This window comes from Agromyces marinus (genome assembly GCF_021442325.1).
Classification (GTDB): Bacteria; Actinomycetota; Actinomycetes; order Actinomycetales; family Microbacteriaceae; genus Agromyces; species Agromyces marinus.
This window is the reverse complement of sequence record NZ_CP087879.1, coordinates 1,395,627-1,415,894: the sequence shown is the minus strand read 5'-3', so window position 1 is coordinate 1,415,894 and position 20,268 is coordinate 1,395,627. Positions and strand designations below refer to the sequence as shown.

The 20,268-nt window shown below is 70.6% G+C and carries 20 protein-coding genes; 2 read left to right on the top strand and 18 right to left on the bottom strand.

From position 1 onward, the window contains the following. The first annotated feature begins 14 nt into the window (after window positions 1-14). A complete protein-coding gene (locus tag DSM26151_RS06665; RefSeq protein WP_234661618.1) occupies window positions 15-782 on the top strand; it encodes a DedA family protein in 768 nt (255 codons plus the stop codon). Here the strand turns inward: DSM26151_RS06665 and DSM26151_RS06660 are convergent. From DSM26151_RS06660 to DSM26151_RS06640, 5 genes are all read right to left on the bottom strand, one after another. Next, complete coding sequence (locus tag DSM26151_RS06660) at window positions 779-1,705, bottom strand: ABC transporter substrate-binding protein (protein WP_234661617.1); 927 nt, start codon at window positions 1,703-1,705, stop codon at window positions 779-781. The genes DSM26151_RS06665 and DSM26151_RS06660 overlap by 4 nt on opposite strands. Further along, complete coding sequence (locus tag DSM26151_RS06655; RefSeq protein ID WP_234661616.1) at window positions 1,702-2,469, bottom strand: ABC transporter permease; 768 nt, start codon at window positions 2,467-2,469, stop codon at window positions 1,702-1,704. Before DSM26151_RS06655 ends, DSM26151_RS06660 begins: the two co-directional genes overlap by 4 nt. Next, window positions 2,466-3,158, bottom strand: coding sequence for an ABC transporter permease (locus tag DSM26151_RS06650; protein ID WP_234661615.1), 693 nt, complete (start codon window positions 3,156-3,158; stop codon window positions 2,466-2,468). Before DSM26151_RS06650 ends, DSM26151_RS06655 begins: the two co-directional genes overlap by 4 nt. Next, window positions 3,155-3,967, bottom strand: a complete 813-nt coding sequence (locus DSM26151_RS06645) for an ABC transporter ATP-binding protein (RefSeq protein ID WP_234661614.1) — start codon at window positions 3,965-3,967, stop codon at window positions 3,155-3,157. Before DSM26151_RS06645 ends, DSM26151_RS06650 begins: the two co-directional genes overlap by 4 nt. A 116-nt stretch (window positions 3,968-4,083) precedes the next feature. Beyond that, a complete protein-coding gene (locus tag DSM26151_RS06640; protein ID WP_234661613.1) occupies window positions 4,084-4,767 on the bottom strand; it encodes a TetR/AcrR family transcriptional regulator in 684 nt (227 codons plus the stop codon). 106 nt (window positions 4,768-4,873) lie between these two features. Between DSM26151_RS06640 and DSM26151_RS06635 the strand changes: the two genes are divergently transcribed. Further along, entirely contained in the window at window positions 4,874-5,926 is a 1,053-nt protein-coding gene (locus DSM26151_RS06635; protein ID WP_234661612.1) for an App1 family protein, read from the top strand. A gap of 84 nt (window positions 5,927-6,010) precedes the next feature. On the opposite strand, the gene DSM26151_RS06630 is transcribed toward DSM26151_RS06635, so the two are convergent. From DSM26151_RS06630 to ftsZ, 13 genes are all read right to left on the bottom strand, one after another. Next, window positions 6,011-7,033: a hemolysin family protein gene (locus DSM26151_RS06630; RefSeq protein WP_234661611.1), complete on the bottom strand. Its 1,023-nt coding sequence runs from the start codon at window positions 7,031-7,033 to the stop codon at window positions 6,011-6,013. Next, window positions 7,030-8,442, bottom strand: coding sequence for a hemolysin family protein (locus tag DSM26151_RS06625; RefSeq protein ID WP_234661610.1), 1,413 nt, complete (start codon window positions 8,440-8,442; stop codon window positions 7,030-7,032). The genes DSM26151_RS06630 and DSM26151_RS06625 overlap by 4 nt, the downstream gene beginning before the upstream one ends. A gap of 147 nt (window positions 8,443-8,589) precedes the next feature. Continuing rightward, a complete protein-coding gene (locus tag DSM26151_RS06620; RefSeq protein WP_234661609.1) occupies window positions 8,590-9,645 on the bottom strand; it encodes a quinone-dependent dihydroorotate dehydrogenase in 1,056 nt (351 codons plus the stop codon). A gap of 57 nt (window positions 9,646-9,702) precedes the next feature. Further along, window positions 9,703-10,176 (bottom strand): transcriptional regulator NrdR, encoded by a 474-nt coding sequence (nrdR, locus tag DSM26151_RS06615; RefSeq protein WP_234661608.1) that lies wholly within the window; start codon window positions 10,174-10,176, stop codon window positions 9,703-9,705. Between the two features lie 25 nt (window positions 10,177-10,201). After that, window positions 10,202-11,515 carry a histidinol dehydrogenase gene (gene hisD / locus DSM26151_RS06610; RefSeq protein ID WP_234661607.1) on the bottom strand — a complete coding sequence of 438 codons (1,314 nt, stop codon included), beginning with the start codon at window positions 11,513-11,515 and terminating at the stop codon, window positions 10,202-10,204. Window positions 11,516-11,563: 48 nt separating this feature from the next. Continuing rightward, window positions 11,564-15,034: a DNA polymerase III subunit alpha gene (gene dnaE, locus DSM26151_RS06605; protein ID WP_234661826.1), complete on the bottom strand. Its 3,471-nt coding sequence runs from the start codon at window positions 15,032-15,034 to the stop codon at window positions 11,564-11,566. Window positions 15,035-15,194: 160 nt separating this feature from the next. Then, a complete protein-coding gene (locus DSM26151_RS06600; protein WP_234661606.1) occupies window positions 15,195-16,115 on the bottom strand; it encodes an RluA family pseudouridine synthase in 921 nt (306 codons plus the stop codon). Window position 16,116: 1 nt separating this feature from the next. After that, on the bottom strand, window positions 16,117-16,719 hold the full coding sequence (gene lspA / locus DSM26151_RS06595; RefSeq protein ID WP_234661605.1) for a signal peptidase II: 603 nt from the start codon (window positions 16,717-16,719) through the stop codon (window positions 16,117-16,119). Continuing rightward, complete coding sequence (locus tag DSM26151_RS06590; protein WP_234661604.1) at window positions 16,709-17,395, bottom strand: DivIVA domain-containing protein; 687 nt, start codon at window positions 17,393-17,395, stop codon at window positions 16,709-16,711. The genes lspA and DSM26151_RS06590 overlap by 11 nt, the downstream gene beginning before the upstream one ends. Window positions 17,396-17,514: 119 nt before the next feature. After that, window positions 17,515-17,832, bottom strand: coding sequence for a YggT family protein (locus DSM26151_RS06585; protein ID WP_234661603.1), 318 nt, complete (start codon window positions 17,830-17,832; stop codon window positions 17,515-17,517). 10 nt (window positions 17,833-17,842) lie between these two features. Beyond that, complete coding sequence (locus DSM26151_RS06580) at window positions 17,843-18,316, bottom strand: cell division protein SepF (RefSeq protein ID WP_234661602.1); 474 nt, start codon at window positions 18,314-18,316, stop codon at window positions 17,843-17,845. Between the two features lie 32 nt (window positions 18,317-18,348). Continuing rightward, window positions 18,349-19,023 carry a YggS family pyridoxal phosphate-dependent enzyme gene (locus tag DSM26151_RS06575; protein WP_234661601.1) on the bottom strand — a complete coding sequence of 225 codons (675 nt, stop codon included), beginning with the start codon at window positions 19,021-19,023 and terminating at the stop codon, window positions 18,349-18,351. Further along, complete coding sequence (gene ftsZ, locus DSM26151_RS06570) at window positions 19,020-20,237, bottom strand: cell division protein FtsZ (RefSeq protein ID WP_234661600.1); 1,218 nt, start codon at window positions 20,235-20,237, stop codon at window positions 19,020-19,022. The genes DSM26151_RS06575 and ftsZ overlap by 4 nt, the downstream gene beginning before the upstream one ends. Between the last annotated feature and the right edge of the window lie 31 nt (window positions 20,238-20,268).

Genomic DNA, 20,268 nt, shown 5'->3' with positions numbered 1-20,268 from the left:
ATAGGATCTCGAGCGTGAACGAGTTGCTCGACGGCATCCTCGAGACGGTGCAGGGCGTCGACCCGGTCGTCCGCACCCTGCTCGCCGGCATCGGCATCATGCTCGAGACCTCGGTCCTCATCGGGCTCGTCGTCCCGGGCGACTCGATCGTCATCGTGGCCTCCACCGGCGTCGAGGGCTCCGTCGAGTTCATCGCCCTCGCGCTCACCGTCATCATCGGCGCCCTCGTCGGCGAGAGCATCGGCTTCGCGCTCGGGCGATGGTTCGGCCCGCACATCCAGCACTCCCGCCTCGGGCGGCGCATCGGCGACCACAACTGGCATCGCGCGCAGCGATACCTCGCGCGGCGCGGCGGCCCGGCCGTGTTCATCTCCCGGTTCCTGCCCGTACTGCATTCGCTCGTGCCGCTCACGGTCGGCATGAGCGAGATGAGCTACCGCCGGTTCCTCGCGTGGACCGCGCCCGCGTGCGTCATCTGGTCCTTCGCCTACGTCGGGGTCGGCTCAGCGGCTGCGGGCGGCTATCGGGAACTCAGCGACAGCCTGCACTGGGCCGGGTACCTGTTCGTCGGCGCGATCGTGGTCTTCCTGATCCTCGCGTGGCTCGGCAAGAGGCTGCTCATGCGACTCGAGGCGCGCCACATGGACGACACCGGGGCGCACCGCACGCCCGCCGCCCCGGCGAACGACGGCACCACCCCGACGCTCGACGGCACCGCCACGACGGACGAGGGGCCGGCCGCGACCGCGACCGACCCCTCCGAGCGGAAGACGCTGCCCTAGAAGAGCGACTGCTCCGCGAGCCAGTCGCCCGCGATCTCCTCGGCCGACTGCTGTTCGTTGACGCTGAGCGCGTTGAGCGCGACGAGTTCCTCGGCGGTCAGCGCAGCGCTGACCGTGTCGATGATCGCCGCGATCTCATCGGTGACCTTCTCGCTGACCACGGGGACGACGTTCGAGGCGAGGAAGAGCCCCTCGGGGTCCTCGAGGGTGACGAGGTCGTTCGCCGCGATGTTCGGATCGGCGCTGAAGATGTTGACCATCTGCACCTGGTCGTCCACGAGCGCCTTCAGCGTGAGCGGGCCGCCGCTGTCCTCGATCGGCGTGAACGCGACCTCGACCCCGTAGACCGAGCTCAGGCCCTCCGGACCGTAGGGCCGCGTCTCGAGCTCGGAGTTGCCGCCGAGCGTGATCGGCGCCGAGACGTCCGCGAGGTCGGCGAGGCTGGTCACGCCGTACTCGTCGGAGAACGCCTGCGTGACGTTGTACGAGTCCTGGTCGGTCGCCGGCGACTGCTCGAGCACGCGCAGTCCCTCCGGCAGTGCCGACTCGAGCTCCGCGTAGACGTCCTCGCTCGCGGTCGCCGTCGTGTCCGGCGCGTAGAACTGGAGGAGGTTGCCCGTGTACTCCGGGAAGACGTCGATCGCACCCGACTCGATCTCGGGGATGTAGACCTCTCGCTGGCCGATCCGGAACTGCCGGTCGACCGTGTAGCCGTTCTCCTCGAGCGCCTGCGCGTAGAGCTCGGCGATGATCTCGTTCGAGTAGTAGTCCTGCGAGCCGACGACGATGGTCTCGCTCGTGGCGTCGCCGCCATCCGATCCGCTGTCGAGCGGATCGCCCGACGCGCACCCTGCCAGGGCCACTGTCGCCCCGACCGCGGCCGCTGCGAGCGCAACGAGCCGGCCTTTTCCTGCTGTGATCATTCCTGTTTCCCTTCGGTGTCGGGTCGCCCCGCGATCGTTCGCGGCCGGGTCGGCCGCGAACGGAGTTCTGATGTGCGCCGCGATTGCGGTTCCGACGTGCGCGTCGCGCGGACACCGGCGGGGACGGCGACGCGCTGCGCGATCGCCAGGCATCCGTCGATGACGAGCGCGAGGAGGATGACGAGGATCGATCCGCCGAGCATCTCGGGGTAGTCGCGGGTCTTCAGTCCCGCGAAGATGAACCGGCCGAGGCCCTCGTCGGCGACGTAGGCGGCGAGCGTCGCCGTCGCGATGATCTGCAGTGTCGCCGAACGGATGCCGCCGACGACGATGGGCAGTCCGAGCGGCAGTTCCACCTTGGCCACGACCTGCGTCTCGCGCATGCCCATTGCCCGGGCCGCGTCGATCGTCCGACGATCGACCGCCTCGAAGCCCGCGTACGCCCCCGCGAGCAGGGGCGGGATCGCGAGGATGACGAGCGCGGGCACCGGCGCGCGCAGTCCGATGCCGAGCCAGAGCCCGAACAGCGTCAGGACCCCGAGCGTGGGAAGTGCGCGCAGTCCGCCCGAGACCATGACAGCGCTCTCGCGACCGCGCCCGGTGTGGCCCACGAACGCGCCCAGGGGCAGGGCGATGACCGAGGCGATCGCGAGCACCAGTGCCGAGATCCACAGATGCTCCCAGGTGCGCTGCGGGATGCTGCCCGCCCCGGTCCAGTTGGCGGGGTCGGTGAGCCAGGCGAAGGCGTCGAGGAAGAGGTTCACGCCGGCTCCTCCGTCCGCGGCCGGGCCGGCAACGCGGCCGGGGCGCCGATCGGCGCCCGCCGCCGGGTCCACGGCATCAGGATTCGGCCGAGCAGCACGCTCAGCGCGTCGAGCCCGAGCGCGAGCACGACCGTCGCGACGATGCCGGCGATGATCTCCGCCTGGATGCCGCGTTGGAATCCGTCCGTGAACAGGCTCCCGAGGCTCTGCACGCCGATGACGGCGCCGACGGTCGCGAGACTCACGGTGCTGACGATGACCACCCGGAGCCCCGACAGGAGGACCGGACCCGCGAGCGGGAGCTCGACCCCCCAGAACCGGCCCGCAGCCGAATATCCGACGGCGGTCGCCGATTGGCGGATGTCGCGGTCGACCGCGTCGAACGCGTCGGCCGCGGTCCGCACGATGACCGCGATGCCGTACAGGGTGAGTGCGATGACCAGGTTCACCGGGGAACGAAGTCCCAGCCCGGTGAACGCGGGCAGCGCGATGAACAGGGCGAGCGAGGGGATGGCGTACAGCAGTCCGCACAGCGAGAGCAGCACGCCGCGCGACCACCGGTACCGGTGGGCGAGCCACCCGAGCGGGACCGACACCACGAAGCTCAGTATGATCGCGGGCACCGACAACGCCAGGTGCACGAGCATGAGCTCGGCGACCAGGTCGAGGTTCGACCACAGCCAGGTCACGAGGTCAGGACTCCGGCGGGCCGACCGTCGCCATCGACGACGACCTGCCGCCCGTCGACGTCGGTGATGTGCAGCGCCCGCTTGCCGCGATCGGCGCCGACGAAGTCCGCGACGAACGCGTCGGCGGGGTTCGCGAGGATCTCGGCGGGCGACGCGGCCTGCGAGATGAACCCGCCCTGCTGCAGGATCACGACCTGGTCGCCGAGCAGGAACGCCTCGTCGATGTCGTGCGTGACGAACACGACCGTCTTGCCGAGCTCGCCCTGGAGGCGCAGCAGTTCCTGCTGGAGCTCGGCGCGAACGATCGGGTCGACCGCACCGAACGGTTCGTCCATGAGCAGGATGTTCGGGTCGACCGCGAGCCCGCGCGCGACGCCGACCCGCTGCTGCTGGCCGCCGGACAGCTGCGACGGGTACCTGTCCGCGAGCGAGCGGTCCAGCCCCACGGTGTCGAGCAGTTCGAGCGCGTGCGCGTGCGCCTCCCGTTTCGACACGCCGCGCAGGAGCGGCACCGTCGCGACGTTGTCGATGACCCTCCGGTGCGGCAGGAGCCCGGCGTTCTGCATGACGTAGCCGATGCTCCGGCGGAGCGCGACCGGGTCGACCGTCGCGACATCCGTTCCGTCGATGAGCACCTGGCCCAGGGTGGGGTCGACCATGCGATTGATCATCCGCAGCAGGGTCGTCTTGCCGGATCCCGACGACCCGACGAACACCGTCGTCTTGCGCGGCGGGATGACGATGTCGACCTCGTGGACGGCGACCGTGCCGTCGGGGAACTGCTTGGTGACGCCTCGGAACTCGATCATGTCGCCCCTCACGCTCCGGTCGCGATGCCGCACGGCGCCGCGGAACAAGCCAAACACGAGTGCCGCGACGGGGCAACGGATGCCGCGGCGGTTCGCTCGTCGCGGAAATCCGGCGCTCAGGCCGCCGAGGACGAGGCCGCGCCCGCGGCGAGCCCTTCCGGGAGCGTCGCACCGAAGTGCGCGTCGAGGTAGTCGCGGACGATGCGGCGGGCCTCGTCGAGGTACCGCGCGTCGCCGTCGGCCTCGCGCTCGAACGCGCGGTGGATGAGCGCGGCACCCGTCTCGAGGCAGACGCCCAGTCGGAGCCGGAGCTCCTCGTCGTCGACCGCGCCGAATTCGTGCTCGAGCACCTTCGCGATCCGGTGCGCGATCTCGGGCTCGCCGTCGATCTCCGACAGTTCGCGCGGAGCGGCATGCACGACGCTGAACCCGGGCTCCTCGCGGTAGAGGTCGATGCACACGCCGAGCGCGCAGTCGACGACGTCCCACCATGCCGCGAGCTCGTTGCACTCCATCGCCTCGGCGAGACGCTCGCGATAGCGCCGGACGCTCCGCTCGCGGAGCGCGTGCAGCACCGCCACCCGATCCGGGAAGTAGCGGTAGACGGTTCCGATCGAGGCACCGGCGCGCTCGGCGACCATCTGCGTCGTCAGTCGCTCGAATCCGAGTTCGTCGACGATCGCGGCGGCCGCATCGAGCAGCGCGTCGAGCCGCTGGCTGCTGCGTCGCTGCGTCGGCTCGGTCCGCACCGATCGGCGTCTTCCGTGATCGGCCCCCAGGATCAGGTCGATGTTCGGCACGGGTCCTCCTTGTTCGCCGGACCACTCTACCGGTGTCCGGACGGCCCGATCATCCGCCCCGCGACGGATTTCGCGTCGGACTCGGGCGACATGACAAACTGAGTGGATGCCGGCGAGTTCCCCCGTCCCGGCCGGACCACGGCAGCGCCCGACCCGGCACGGTGCCGCGCGCGTCGAGGACTGGGTCCACGACGTCCGGGAACGCTGGGCCCGCCGCCGCGGCCACGTTCCGACCGTGGTGCCCTACACGGGCTACGGCTCGACCGAGTGGGCACGGGTGTTCTGCCGGGTCCTGCTCTCCCGGCCCGTGGCCGCCGACGCGTCCCCGCGTCGGCGCCGCAGGCGCGACCAGGGCATCCGCGGATGGCGGAGCTTCACGAGCGTGCCCGTCGGCGACGTGCCCGTGACGATCGAGGTCGGAGGCCAGCGCATCGAGGTCCTCGCCGATCGCGGCGGCGTGGTCGACACGAAGGTCCCGGTGCGCCTGGAGCCCGGCTGGAACCGCGCGGTCCTGCACACCGAGGGCGCCGAACCGGTCGACGCACCCATCTGGGTCGTCGGCCCCGACGTCGACTTCGGCATCATCTCCGACGTCGACGACACGGTCATGGTGACCGCGCTCCCCCGCCCGTTCGTCGCCGCCTGGAACACGTTCGTGCTCGACGAGCACGCGCGCATGCCCACGCCGGGCATGGCGGTGCTGTTCGAGCGGCTCGTGCACCGCTACCCGGGCGCGCCCGTCATCTACCTCTCGACGGGGGCCTGGAACGTGGCGCCCACGCTCACCCGGTTCCTCTCGAGGCACCTCTACCCGCCGGGCCCGCTCCTGCTCACCGACTGGGGGCCCACGCACGACCGGTGGTTCCGGAGCGGCCGGGCGCACAAGATCGAGAACCTCCGGCGCCTGGCGGAGGAGTTCCCCGGGGTCCGCTGGCTCCTCATCGGCGACGACGGCCAGCATGACGAGGAGCTCTACGCGGAGTTCGCCCGGGAGCACCCCGAGCTCGTCGCGGCGATCGCGATCCGCGAGCTCTCCTCAGGTCAGGCCGTTCTCGCGGGCGGCCGGGCCAAGTCCGCGCAGCACGCCGGGGTTCCGTGGGTCTCGGCACGGGACGGCGCGACGATCGCGGACCGCCTCGCCGACATCGGCATGCTCTGACCTCGGCATGGTCTGACCCCGGCGTCGCTGCGCATCGGACGCTCCCGGGCGGGTGCGGCTCCGCCCGCGCGGCTCCGCCCGCGGTCAGGCGCCCGCGTTCGTCGCCGTCTCCGGGAGCACGCGCCGAACCACGTCGGTGAGGGTCACGATGCCGAGCAGCCGCTCACCGCGCTCGACGACGGCGAGCTGCACACGCTGCTCGCGCATCCGGCGCAGAAGCTCGTACACCGGCGTGGACGACTCGACCCGGAACGCCGGACGGGCGAACGCGTCGGCGCTCGTGTCATCCGCTGCCGGAAGCGTGTCTCGGACGTGCACGACGCGCGCCATGCGTCCGTCGACGTCCCGCAGCAGGATGCGCAGGTGGCCCGAGGCCAACGCTGCGGCGCGGACATCGGCGACGGTGGCATCCGGACCGACCGAGGTCGGCGCCTCATCGGGCGTCGTGATCGCGTCCACCGTCAGCTGCTCGAGCCGGATCACCTCGGTGATCTGCGACTGCAGTCCGGGCTCGAGCACGCCGACCTGGGTCGAGTACTCGACGAGGTTGCGGATGGTCTCGGCGTCGCGGCCGCCGACCGCGGCACGGTCCACGGGCTCCACGCCGGACTTCGCGACGAGGACGTTGGCGATGCGGTTCACCCACAGCAGGAACGGGCGGAACACCCAGATGAACGCGCGGGAGGGCAGGCCGATGAGCTTCGCCGCGGTCTCCGGGTGCGCGATCGCCCAGGACTTCGGCGCCATCTCGCCGATGACGAGATGGAGGAAGGTCACGAACGCCAGCGACAACGCGAACGCGGAGCCGCCGGCGAGCCAGTCGGGCAGTCCCCACGAGGCGAAGACGGGGCCGAGCCATCCGTCGACCGCGGGCTTGGTGACCGCGCCCAGCGCGAAGGTGCACGCGGTGATGCCGAGCTGTGCGCCCGCGAGCATGATGGTCAGTTCGTTCATGCCGCGCAGCGCCGCGCGCGCCGAACGCTTCTCGCCCGCCTCCTGCTCGAGGCGGTGGCGCCGCGCCCCGATGAGCGCGAACTCGATGACGACGAAGAACGCGCTGAGCGCGATGAGACCGACCGTGATCCCCGCGACCACCCAGGCGTTCATCGATCCGCCTCCTCGTCGGCAGGATCCGACCCGTCGGCGGACTCGCCCGGGGAGTCTCCGGCGGGCGGGGCGAAGCTCACCCTGACGGCGGATGGCACGTGCCGGTCGATCGCGGTGACCTCCACGCGCAGGCGGCGGAGCTCCGGTTCGTCCTCGGCGAGCTCGGCACCCGTCGCGGGGAGCTCGACCTCGACCGCGTCGCCGAGCGCGGGGAGCGCGCCGGCCTCCGCGATGACCAGGCCGGCGATCGTCTCGGAGTCTCCGCGGGGCAGATCGCGGTCGATGATGCGTTCGACCTCGTCGAGGTGCAGGTCGCCGTCCATGATCCACGCCCCGTCGTCGTCGATCTCGGCGCCGACGCCGACGGGCGCGTCGTGCTCGTCGCTGATCTCTCCGACGAGTTCCTCGGCGAGGTCCTCGACCGTCACGACGCCCGCGAACCCGCCGTACTCGTCGATGACGCACGCCAGCTCGTTGCGTGTGCCGGTGAGTTCCCGGAGCGCATCGGGCAGCCGCATGAGGGTCGGCACGACGAGCGGTCGGCGCATGATCTCGGTCACCGGGCGCGGGTCGTCGGGTGCCGCGGCCAGCACATCGGCGAGATGCACGACGCCCACGGGCTCGTCCCGCTCGTCGATGACGGGGTACCGCGTGTGACCGGTCGTCATGAGCTCGCGGATCTCGGCGATCGTCGTGGCCGGGGCCGCGGTGTCGACGCGCACGCGCGGGATCATCGCGTGCTCGACGTCCTGATCGGGGAAGTCGAGGATCCGGTCGAGCAGGATGGAGAGCTCCTCCGGCAGGTCGCCGCTCGTACGCGAGTCGTCGATGATGTGCTCCAGGTCCTCGGCCGTGGCGCTGCTGTCGACATCGTGCACGGGCTCGACGCGAAGCAGTCGGAGCACCGTGTTGGAGGCGGCGTCGAACAGGCTGATGAGCCAGCCGAATGCGCCGAGGTACAGTCGGGTCGATCCGGCCAGGCCGAGCGCGAGCGGTTCGGGATTCGCGATCGCGAGGTTCTTCGGATAGAGCTCGCCGAAGATCATCTGCACGACCGTGGCGAGCGCGAGCGCCACGACGGTGCCGATCGCGATGCCGGTCGCGGTCGGCACGCCGACCCCGCCGAGCAGCACGCCGAGCGACTCGCCGATGAACGGTTCGGCGACGTACCCGACGAGCAGGCCGGTCACGGTGATGCCGAGCTGCGCACCCGACAGCATGAACGAGGTGCGTCTGGTGACCGCGAGCGCACGCCTCGCGGCGGCGTCGCCGCCGTCGGCCCTCGCCCGCAGGCGTGCGCGGTCGACGGACATGTACGCGAACTCCTGCGCGACGAAGTAGCCGTTGGCGGCGATGATGGCTGCGGTGAGCACGATGCCCAGGAGCAGCAGGAGCAGGGCGGTGATCATCGGGTCGTGTTCGTGACGACGGTCGTGGCGCGGCTTCGGGGACCGACGGTCGGTGTGGTGGGCACGGTGTGCTCGACGCCTCCAAGCGTTCTCATGTGCATTCGAGCGTAGCGCCGCCCGCTCGGCACGGACTGCGGAGGATGCCGGTCAGGCGGCGGGTGCCGCCGGGCGACGCTCGCGCCGGATGCGCTCCAGGCCCCGGTTGACCTGCCGCGCCCACATCGGACCGCGGTAGATGAACGCCGAATACCCCTGCACGAGCGTGGCACCGGCATCGAGCCGCTCCTGGACCTGCTCGGCGGTCTCGACGCCGCCGACCGAGACGACGCACAGCTCCGCCGGGACGTGCGCCCGGATGAGCTCCAGGACCTCGAGCGAGCGTGCCGCGAGCGGCGCGCCGGACAACCCGCCCGCGCCGATCGCCTCGACCTCGCTCGCGGAGGCGGTCAGGCCCTCGCGCGAGATCGTCGTGTTCGTCGCGATGATGCCGTCGAGCCCCAGCCGCACCACGAGGTCGCAGATGCGCACGACCTCGTCGTCGGCGAGGTCCGGGGCGATCTTCACGAGCAGCGGGGTCGCCCCCGCGGCCGCCCGCACGGCCTCGAGCAGCGGTGCGAGCGCATCCAGCTCCTGCAGGCCGCGCAGGCCCGGCGTGTTCGGCGAGCTCACGTTGACCACGAGGTAGTCCGCGTACGGCGCGAGCACCCGGGCGCTGCGCACGTAGTCTTCGGTGGCGCGCTCGACCGGCGTCACCCGGCTCTTGCCGATGTTCACTCCGAGCACCGGACGGCGCGTGCGGCGTGAAAGCCGCGAGAGACGTCCGGCCGCGGCATCCGCCCCGCCGTTGTTGAACCCCATGCGGTTGACGAGCGCACGGTCGCCCACGAGGCGGAACAGCCGCGGGCGATCGTTCCCTGGCTGCGGCAGGGCCGTGATCGTGCCGACCTCGACGTGGCCGAACCCGAGCTGGCCGAGGCCGACGACGCCGAGCGCGTCCTTGTCGAAGCCGGCCGCGACGCCGAACGGCGACGGGAACCGCAGGCCGAGCGCCTCCACCGCGAGCTCGTCCGACGGTGCGGTCGAGCGCTCGACGAGCCGGCCGATGCCGAGCGTCGGAAGGCTGCGGATCACCCGGAACGCGAGGTGGTGCGCACGCTCGGGATCCATGCGCGTGAAGACGAGGGAGAAGAGGAGTCCATACATGCCTGGATCAGGGTACCGGAGCGGGCGCCGCGGCCCCGACCGCGATCGCCCGGCGGCTCACTCGACCGGGCGTGCGGGGATCCGGCCGTGCTCCTCGCGGAGCACCTCGATGGCCGACTCGAAGTCGTCGAGCGACTCGAACGCCTGGTACACGCTCGCGAACCGCAGGTAGGCGACCTCGTCGAGTTCCCGAAGCGGCGGCAGGATCGCCAGGCCGATGTCGTTCGCGTCGATCTGCGACGCCCCGGTGGAGCGGATCGTCTCCTCCACCTTCTGCGCGAGCACCGCGAGGTCGGAATCGGTGACGGGGCGCCCCTGGCACGCCTTCTTCACGCCGAGCACGACCTTCTCGCGACTGAACGGCTCGATCACGCCCGAACGCTTGATCACCGCGAGGCTCGCGGTCTCGGTCGTCGAGAACCGACGCCCGCACTCGGGGCACTGGCGCCGGCGCCGGATCGAGAGCCCGTCGTCGCTCGTCCGGGAATCGATGACACGGGAGTCTGGGTGGCGGCAGAAGGGGCAGTACATGGTGTCCTCAGCGTAGCGCGGGCCCTCAGGGGTGCTCGTGGAAGCGGACGGCGACGGCCTCGCCGTGCGCCGGGAGGTCTTCCTCGGCCGACAGGGTCGCGATCGTCGGGGCGACGGCGCGCAATGCCGACTCGTCGTAGCGCACGACCTGCTGCGGACGCAGGAACGTCGCCGCCGAGAGGCCGGCCGCGTGGCGCGACTGGCCGCCCGTGGGCAGCACGTGGTTGGACCCTGCCGCGTAGTCGCCGAGGCTCACGGGCGAGTACGGGCCGATGAAGATCGCGCCGGCGTTGTGGATGCGGGCGAGCACGTCATCCGGGTCGGCCACCTGGATCTCGAGGTGCTCGGCGCCGAACGCGTCCGCGAACGCGGCCGCCTGCTCGAGGTCGTCGACGAGGACGACCGCGGACTGCTCGCCACGGAGCGCCTGCCGGACGCGCTCGGCGTGACGCGTCGCCTCCGCCCGCGCGGCGACGCGCTCGAGCACGCGCTGCGCCAGATCGGCGGAGTCGGTCACGAGGACGGCCGCCGCGAGCTCGTCGTGCTCGGCCTGGCTGACGAGGTCGGCCGCGACGAAGTCCGGATCGGCCGTGTCGTCGGCGATGACGAGGATGTCGGTCGGACCGGCCTCCGCGTCGATGCCCGTGATGCCCTGCACGACCCGCTTGGCTGCGGCCACGAAGACGTTGCCGGGACCGGTCACCCGCTGCACGGGGTCGAGCCCGATTCCGGGCACGCCGTGCGCGAAGGCGCCGATCGCGCCCGCGCCGCCCATCGCGTACACCTCGTCGACGCCGAGGAGCGCGGCGACGCCCGCGATCGTGGGGTGGATCCGGCCGCCGTGCGCGGCCTGGGCAGGCGACGCGAGCGCGATCGAGGAGACGCCGGCGACCTGTGCCGGGACCACGTTCATCACGACGCTCGAGGGGTACACCGCCTTGCCGCCGGGGACGTACAGGCCGACACGGCCGACCGGCTGCCAGCGCTGCTCGACGACGGCGCCCGGACCGAGCACCGTGCGCTCGGGCGGCGGGACCTGGGCGGCGCTCGCGGCACGAACCCGGTCGATCGTGGCCTCGACCGCCCGCCGGACCTCGGGATCGAGTCCGTCGCGAGCGGCACGGAGCTCGCCCGCCGAGACGCGCACCGCTGCGGGGCGCACCCCGTCGAAGCGCTCGGCCTGGTCGAGCAGCGCCTCCTCGCCTCGCGCGAGGACGTCGTCGATCAGGGCGCGCGCGGGCTCGAGCGCTGCGCCGACGTCGGTCGCCGCGCGCGGGACGAGCGCGAGCAGTTCGGTCGGGGTCGGACGGGAGCCGCGGAGATCGATCGTGCGAAGCATGGCCTGCTCAGCCTAGCGATCCGCGCACCCCGGCCGCCTGGCGCGGCGTCATGCGAGGCAGTTCGGCCCGAGCAGGCTCTTGAGTTCGCCGTAGAAGTCGGCGCTCACGGCCACGGGGTATGGCAGTTCGAAGACCCGGGCGGTGCGACCCTTGGTGAGCTTCAGACGCACCTCGGTGCCGCCGCGGTGGCGGATGAGCACGTCGCCGAGCGCCTGGATGGTCTCGGTCGTCGCGCGCACGTCGGGAAGCGAGATCATGACCGGCCCGCTCTCATCGCCCTGGCCGACCTCGGGCTCGAACACGCTGTACGCGTGCAGGTTCATGCCATCGTCGCGCAGGCTGACCCGACCGCGCACGACGACGATCGAGTCGCCCTGCAGGGCCGGGGCGAACTCCTGGTAGGCCTTGCCCATGAACATGACGGTGATCTCGCCCGAGAAGTCCTCGACCTGGATCATGCCGTACTGGTTGCCCGACTGGCGCGCCACCCGATGCTGGACGCTCGTGACGAGCCCTGCGATCGTCGCGACGTCGCCGTCCTGCGTCGCATCCGAGCTCATCAGGTCGGTGATCGAGGTCGACGCGTGCTTGGCGAGCGTCGCCTCGAGACCGGCGAGCGGATGGTCGGAGACGTAGAGCCCCAGCATCTCGCGCTCGAAGGCGAGCTTGTCGCGCTTGGCCCACTCGGGCCGGTCGGGCACGGGCGACGGCGCGGCATCCTTCTCGTGATCCTCGAACAGGCTGTCGAAATCGAACCCGACATCGCCGTTCTCTTCAGCTCGCTTCTCCTTGACGGCCGCTTCGACCGCGCCCTCGTGGATCTCGACGAGCGCGCGGCGCGTGTGCCCGAGCGAGTCGAACGCGCCCGCCTTCACGAGCGACTCGACCGTCCGCTTGTTCGCGACCTGCGTCGGCACCTTCTTCAGGAAGTCGTGGAAGCTCTCGAAGCGCCCCTTCGCCTCGCGTGCGGCGCGGATCGCGTCGACGACGTTGAAGCCGACGTTGCGCACCGCACCGAGGCCGAAGCGGATGTCGTCGCCGACGGCGGCGAAGTACCCGATCGATTCGTTGACGTCGGGGGGAAGCACCTGGATGCCCATCCGACGGCACTCGTTGAGGTACAGCGCGAGCTTGTCGCGTGCATCGCCCACGCTCGTGAGCAGTGCGGCCATGTACTCCGCCGGGTAGTGCGCCTTGAGGTACGCGGTCCAGTAGCTGAGCACGCCGTAGGCGGCCGAGTGGGCCTTGTTGAACGCGTAGTCGGAGAACGGCAGCAGGATCTCCCAGAGCTTCTGGATCGCGGCATCCGAGAAGCCGTTGGCCTTCATGCCGCCGGAGAAGCCCTCGTACTGCTTGTCGAGCTCGGACTTCTTCTTCTTGCCCATCGCCCGTCGGAGGATGTCGGCCTGGCCGAGCGAGAAGCCGGCGACGCGCTGGGCGATCGCCATGACCTGCTCCTGGTAGATGATCAGGCCGTAGCTGGTGTCGAGGATGTCCTTCAGCGGCTCCTCGAACTCCGGGTGGATCGGCGTGATCTCCTGCAGCCCGTTCTTGCGGAGCGCGTAGTTGGTGTGCGAGTTCGCACCCATCGGCCCCGGGCGGTACAGCGCGATGACGGCCGAGATGTCCTCGAAGTTGTCGGGCTTCATCTGCCGCAGGAGCGAGCGCATCGGGCCGCCGTCGAGCTGGAACACCCCGAGCGTGTCGCCGCGCGAGAGCAGTTCGTAGGCCGCGGGGTCGTCGAGCGCCAGGTCTTCGAGCACGGGTCGGAACCCGCGGTTGGCCTCGATGTTGTCGAGCGCGTCGTCGATGATCGTGAGGTTGCGCAGCCCCAGGAAGTCCATCTTGATCAGGCCGAGCGACTCGCACGCCGGATAGTCGAACTGGGTGACGATCTGGCCGTCCTGTTCGCGCTTCATGATCGGGATGATGTCGATGAGCGGCTCGCTCGACATGATCACGCCTGCGGCGTGCACCCCCCACTGGCGCTTGAGGTTCTCCAGGCCCAGCGCGGTCTCGAAGACGGTCTTCGCCTCGGGGTCGGTCTCGATGAGGGCGCGGATGTCGCCCGCCTCCTTGTAGCGGGCGTGGTCCCGGTCGAGGATGCCCGAGAGCGGGATGTCCTTGCCCATCACCGCGGGCGGCATCGCCTTCGTCAGCTTCTCGCCCATGCCGAAGGGGAACCCGAGCACGCGACTGGAGTCCTTCAGTGCCTGCTTGGCCTTGATCGTGCCGTACGTGACGATCTGCGCCACGCGCTCGTCGCCGTACTTCTCGGTCACGTACCTGATGACCTCGCCGCGACGACGCTCGTCGAAGTCGACGTCGAAGTCGGGCATCGAGACGCGGTCGGGGTTCAGGAAACGCTCGAAGATGAGGCCGTGCTGGAGCGGGTCGAGGTCGGTGATCTTCATGGCGTACGCCGCCATCGATCCGGCACCCGAGCCGCGGCCCGGGCCCACTCGGATGCCGTTGCGCTTGGACCAGTTGATGAAGTCGGCGACCACGAGGAAGTAGCCCGGGAAGCCCATCTGGCTGATGACCCCGACCTCGTAGTCGGCCTGCTTCCGGACCTCGTCGGGGATCCCGCCCGGGTAGCGCTCGTGCAGCCCGCGCTCGACCTCCTTGACGAACCAGCTCTGCTCGTCCTCACCCTCGGGCACGGGGAAGCGCGGCATGTAGTTCGCGTTCGTGTTGAACTGCACGTCGCATCGCTCCGCGATGAGCAGCGTGTTGTCGCACGCCTCCGGGTGGTCGCGGAAGAGGTGTCGCATCTCGGCGGCCGACTTCAGGTAGAACTCGTCGGCGTCGAACTTGAAGCGGTTCGGGTCGTCGAGCGTCGATCCCGACTGCACGCACAGGAGCGCCGCGTGGCTCTTGGCGTCGTGGGCGTGGGTGTAGTGCAGGTCGTTGGTGGCCACGAGCGGGAGGTCGAGCTGCCTGGCGAGCCGCAGCAGGTCGTCCATGATCCGCTTCTCGATGCCCAGGCCGTGGTCCATGATCTCGGCGAAGAAGTTCTCACGCCCGAAGATGTCGCGGAACTCGGCGGCGGCCGCGACGGCCTCGTCGTACTGCCCGAGGCGGAGCCTCGTCTGCACCTCGCCCGACGGGCACCCGGTGGTCGCGATGAGCCCCTTGGAATAGGTCTGGAGGAGCTCGCGGTCCATGCGCGGCTTGAAGTAGTAGCCCTCGATCGACGCGCGGCTCGAGAGCCGGAATAGGTTGTGCATGCCCTCGTTGGTCTCGGAGAGCAGCGTCATGTGCGTGTAGGCGCCGGCGCCCGACACGTCGTCTCCACCGCCGTTGCCCCACCGGACCCGGGTCTTGTCGCTCCGGTGGGTGCCCGGGGTCAGGTACGCCTCGGTGCCGATGATGGGCTTGACCCCGGCATCCGTCGCCTGCTTCCAGAAGTCGAACGCACCGAACACGTTGCCGTGGTCGGTCATCGCGACCGCCGGCATGCCCTCGGCCGCCGCGGCCTTCATCAGCTCCCCGACGCGGGCGGCTCCGTCGAGCATCGAGTACTCGGAATGCACGTGCAGGTGGACGAAGGAATCCGCGGCCACAGGGCTCCTCTTCGGGTGGTGCTGCGAGGCGTGTTCGGGGGTGTTCACAGTGTAGGGCGAGCCGCCGACGATCGGGCGCGGGCTCGCGGCGGTCGACGCGCGCGACCGGGGCTCAGTCGCCCGAGAGCACGTCGAGCGCGTGCTGCAGGTCGGCCGGGTACTCCGACGCGTAGGTCGACCACTCCCCCGTGCCCGGGTGCACGAACGAGAGCTGCTTGGCGTGCAGCCACTGGCGGGTGAGCCCGAGTCGGGCCGACAGGGTCGGATCGGCGCCGTACATCGCGTCGCCGGCGCACGGATGCCGCTGGGCGGACATGTGCACGCGGATCTGGTGCGTGCGCCCGGTCTCGAGGTGGATCTCGAGCAGCGACGCGTAGGGGAACGCCTCGATCGTCTCGTAGTGCGTGACCGCGTGCTTGCCGTCGACCGTCACGGCGAACCGCCACTCCGAGCGCGGATGCCGGCCGACGGGCGCGTCGATCGTACCCGCGAACGGGTCGGGGTGCCCCTGGACCACCGCGTGGTAGATCTTCTCGACCTCGCGGTCGTGGAACGCCCGCTTGAGCATCGTGTACGCGTACTCGGACTTCGCAACGACCATGAGCCCGCTCGTGCCCGCGTCGAGGCGGTGCACGACGCCCTGCCGTTCGGCGGCGCCGGAGGTCGAGATGCGGTAGCCGGATGCCGCGAGCGCGCCGACCACGGTCGGGCCCTCCCAGCCGAGCGACGGGTGGGCTGCGACGCCCGCGGGCTTGTCGACCACGACGATCTCGTCGTCGTCGTGGACGATTCCGAGGTCGGGCACGGGGATGGGCTCCACCTCGAGGGTGCGCGGCGGCGCCCAGGTCACCTCGAGCCAGCCGCCCGCGCGGAGCCGGTCAGACTTGTCGACCGGGCGACCGTCGAGGCTCGCGCCGCCGGACGACGCGATGTCGGCCGCCTGCGTGCGCGAGAAGCCGAGGAGCTTCGCGAGGCCGGCGTCGACGCGGACGCCGTCGAGCCCGTCCGGGACGGGCAGCGAACGGTGCTCCACGTCAGGACTCGCGAGCGAGTTCCGCGGCGGTGCCGCCACGGGCGTCGGGCTCGCCGGCCGGGTCGGCACCGGCGGTCGCGGCGGGCGACTTCTCGGGGCGGGATCCGTCCAGGCCGATCCCGCGGATCGTCAGGATCATGAACAGGATCATGCTCGAGACGATCGCGATGTCGGCGACGTTGTAGATCGCCGGGAGCATCCACGGCGTCGAGATGAAGTCGATCACATGGCCGATCCCGAAGCCCGGCTCCCGGAGGAGACGGTCGGTGAGGTTGCCCAGCACCCCGCCGAGGAGGAGCCCGAACACGAGCGCCCAGGCGATCGAACGGATGCGCCGGGCGAACCAGATGATGACCGTGATGACCGCTGCGGCGAGGATCGTGAACACCCAGGTCATGCCGCTCGCGATCGAGAACGCGGCGCCGGGGTTGCGCACGAACTGCCATTGCAGCACGCCGTCGAGGACGGGAACGATCTCCCCCTCGGCGAGCGTGCTGACGACGTACTGCTTGCTGAGCTGGTCGATGCCGTAGATCGCGCCCGCGACGCCGACCAGGATCAGCAGCGTGATGACGCCCGTCCTGGCCGGGCGCTCAGCCTCCAAAGCCCTGGAAGGTCGGGGTGGGCTGCTCGCCGCTCACGCCCTGGGCCGGGAACCCGGCACCGGCTCCGACCTGGACCGGCTGCGCCGTGTCGAGGTCTCGGAGCTGACCCTCGATGTAGCTCTTGAGCTTGGCGCGGTAGTCGCGCTCGAACACGCGCAGCTCGTCGACCCGCTTCTCGAGTGCGACGCGCTCCTGGTCGAGGACGCCCATCTGTGCGCGCTGCTTGGCCTCGGCCTCGGCGACGATGCGCGCGGCGGTCGCGTGGCCCTCGGCGATGAGCGCGTCGCGCTTCTCGACGCCCTCGCGCACGTGCTCCTCGTGGAGTCGGCGGGCCAGCTGCAGCAGGTTGGTCGTGCTGGCCTGCTCGTCGAGCTCGGACTGCGGCGCGGCGGGCTGCGTCGGCACGGCCACCGTGGGCGCACCGACCGCGGGCTCGGCGTAGGCGGGGGCCGCGGGTGCCGGGGCCGCCGCGGCGACGGGAGCTGCGGCGCCTTCGGCGGCGCGCGCTTCGGCGGCCATCAGCCGCTGCCGGAGCTCGTCGTTCTCCTGATTCAGCCGGCGCAGTTCGACGACCACCTCATCGAGGAAGTCGTCGACCTCGTCCTGGTCGTAGCCCTCCCGGAACTTCGTCGCCTGGAAGCGCTTGTTGACCACATCTTCCGGAGTTAGCGCCATGGCTTTCCATCCCTCTGATTCTGTCGAACGGTTCGATCACGTTCTGCTAACGGTAGCAAAGACCACCTCGACGGACGCAGTGCGCGTGTCATGCGGCGCGTCCGCGCCTGGCGAACACGTCAGGCGGCGACCGCGGCCCCCGCAGCGAGCCACGAGACGACGGTCATCGCGATGATGACCACGAGCATCGCGACACTCCAGCCGAGGTCGAGTGCGACCTGACCGAGCCGGATCGGGGGGATGAGGCGACGGAAGAACCGCACCAGCGGATCGGTCACCGTGTACACGGCCTCGACGAGGACGAGCACGACGCCGCGGGGGCGCCACGAGCGGTTGAAGGTCCGGACCAGGTCGAGCACGAACCGCGCCCACATCACGAAGAAGTAGATGAGGAGGAGCGTGTAGACGAGGTTCCAGACGACGACGAGTGCGCTCACGTCCGCGAGTCTACGCGTGCGAGAAGAACGAGGCGTCCACGTCGCCCTCGTTCTCGCCCGCCTCGCCGGAGACCACGACGTGCGCGGGCGAGAGCAGGAAGACCTTGCTCGTCACGCGTTCGATCTTGCCGTGGAGGCCCTGCGAGAGTCCGCTCGCGAAGTCGATGAGACGACGCGCATCGGCGTCCGACATCTGGGAGAGGTTGATGATGACGGGCACCCCCTCGCGGAACGACTCGGCGATCATCTGGGCGTCCTTGTACTGGCGCGGGTGCACCGTGAGGATCTCGTTCATCTCCGCCTGCGGGGGTGTCGGTTGCACATGGTGCTTTCGGAGGGGGGTCACGGAGCCGCCGCTCTTGGGGGCCGGCGCGGGCGCGGGCTGCACGACCGGCGTCGGCGTGGACGCGGTCGTCGTCTCGGGCTCGAGCTCCTCGTCGGCGAGTCCCAGGTAGACCATCGTCTTCTTGAGCGGGTTCGACATCGCGGCCTCCGTCAGTGTTGCGTGGTTCGAGGCTAACCGGCGACCGGCCGGTTCCCGGTGATTGCCGTCCCGATCCGAAGGTGTGTCGCACCCTCCAGAATCGCGTCCCGGAAATCGTGAGACATCCCCATGGACAGAGCGGATGCCTCGGGGGCGATCGATCGCAGGCGGTCCGACATCGCGCGCACGCGAGCGAACGCCGCGCGAGCCGGTTCGTCGAGCGGCGCGACGGCCATGAGCCCGAGCAGGCGGATGCCGGCGGTGGCGAGTACGCGCTCGGCGAACGCGTCCAGCTCGCCGGGGGCGACGCCGCCGCGGCCCGGGTCGTCGGTGAGGTTCACCTGGATGAACCCGTCGACGACCCGGTCGTCGGAGCGGAGGGCGTCGACGAGCGAGAGCCGGTCGATCGAGTGGATGACCGAGGCGTACTCGCGCGCCTGCCGGGCCTTCTTGCTCTGCAACTGCCCCACGAAATGCCACCGGAGGTCGAGGTCTTCGAGCGCGCGCGCCTTGGCCTGCGCCTCCTGGTGTCGGTTCTCCCCCACGTCTCGCACGCCGAGCGCGGCGAGGTCGCGCACGAGCGACTCGGGCTGGAACTTGGTCACGACGATCGTCGTGATCCCGCCCGGGTCGCGCCCGGCCTCGGCCGCGGCATCCGCCACCGCCGACCGGACCGACTCGAGGCGGTCGGACAGGCCCTGCGTCACTTGAGGAAGTCGGGGATGTCGAGGTCGTCCTGGTCGTCGCCGAATGCGGGGTCCGATCCGATCCGGTCGGCCGTCGCGCTCGCCTCGCCCCAGTTCGCGCTCTCGACGAGCTCTTCGATGTCGATCTCGGCGACGCCGTCGACCGAGTCCTCACCCGCGCTCGAACCCCCGATGCCCGCCCCGGCGTGCCCGCCGACGCCTGCGCCGACGCCCACAGCGGCGGGAACCGCACTCGGCTGTCGCACCTCGACCGGCCTGGCCGAGGGCTCGCCGCCGTCGAATCCGGCGGCGATCACGGTCACGCGGACCTCGTCGCCGAGGGTGTCGTCGATGACGGCCCCGAAGATGATGTTCGCCTCGGCGTGGACGGCCTCCTGCACGAGTCGGGCCGCGTCGTTGATCTCGAAGATGCCGAGGTTGGATCCGCCCTGGATCGACAGCAGCACGCCGTGCGCGCCGTCGATCGAGGCTTCGAGAAGCGGACTCGCGACGGCGAGTTCGGCGGCCTTGATCGCCCGGTCGGCTCCCCTCGAGGATCCGATGCCCATGAGCGCGGACCCGGCGCCCTGCATGACGGACTTCACGTCGGCGAAGTCGAGGTTGATCAGCCCGGGCGTCGTGATGAGGTCGGTGATGCCCTGGACGCCGGCCAGGAGGACCTGGTCGGCGGTCGCGAAGGCCTCGAGCATGGAGATGCCGCGATCGCTGATCTCGAGCAGCCGGTCGTTGGGCACGACGATGAGGGTGTCGACCTCTTCCTTCAGGCGCGCCACGCCCTGTTCGGCCTGCGTCTGGCGACGGCGGCCCTCGAAACTGAAGGGCTTGGTGACGACACCGATCGTGAGCGCGCCGATCGACTTCGCGATCCTGGCGACGACGGGGGCGCCGCCGGTTCCGGTTCCTCCGCCCTCGCCCGCGGTGACGAAGACCATGTCGGCGCCCGCGAGGGCCTCCTCGATCTCCTCGGCGTGGTCCTCCGCGGCCCGTCGGCCGACCTCGGGGTCGGCGCCCGCCCCGAGCCCGCGCGTGAGATCACGGCCGACGTCGAGTTTGACGTCGGCATCCGACATCAGCAATGCCTGGGCGTCGGTGTTGATCGCGATGAACTCGACGCCGCGAAGGCCGAGCTCGATCATGCGGTTGACGGCGTTCACGCCGCCACCGCCGATGCCGACGACCTTGATCACGGCGAGGTAGTTCTGGTTTGTCGACATGTCCGGCCCTCTCTGCGAACTCTGAACCCTG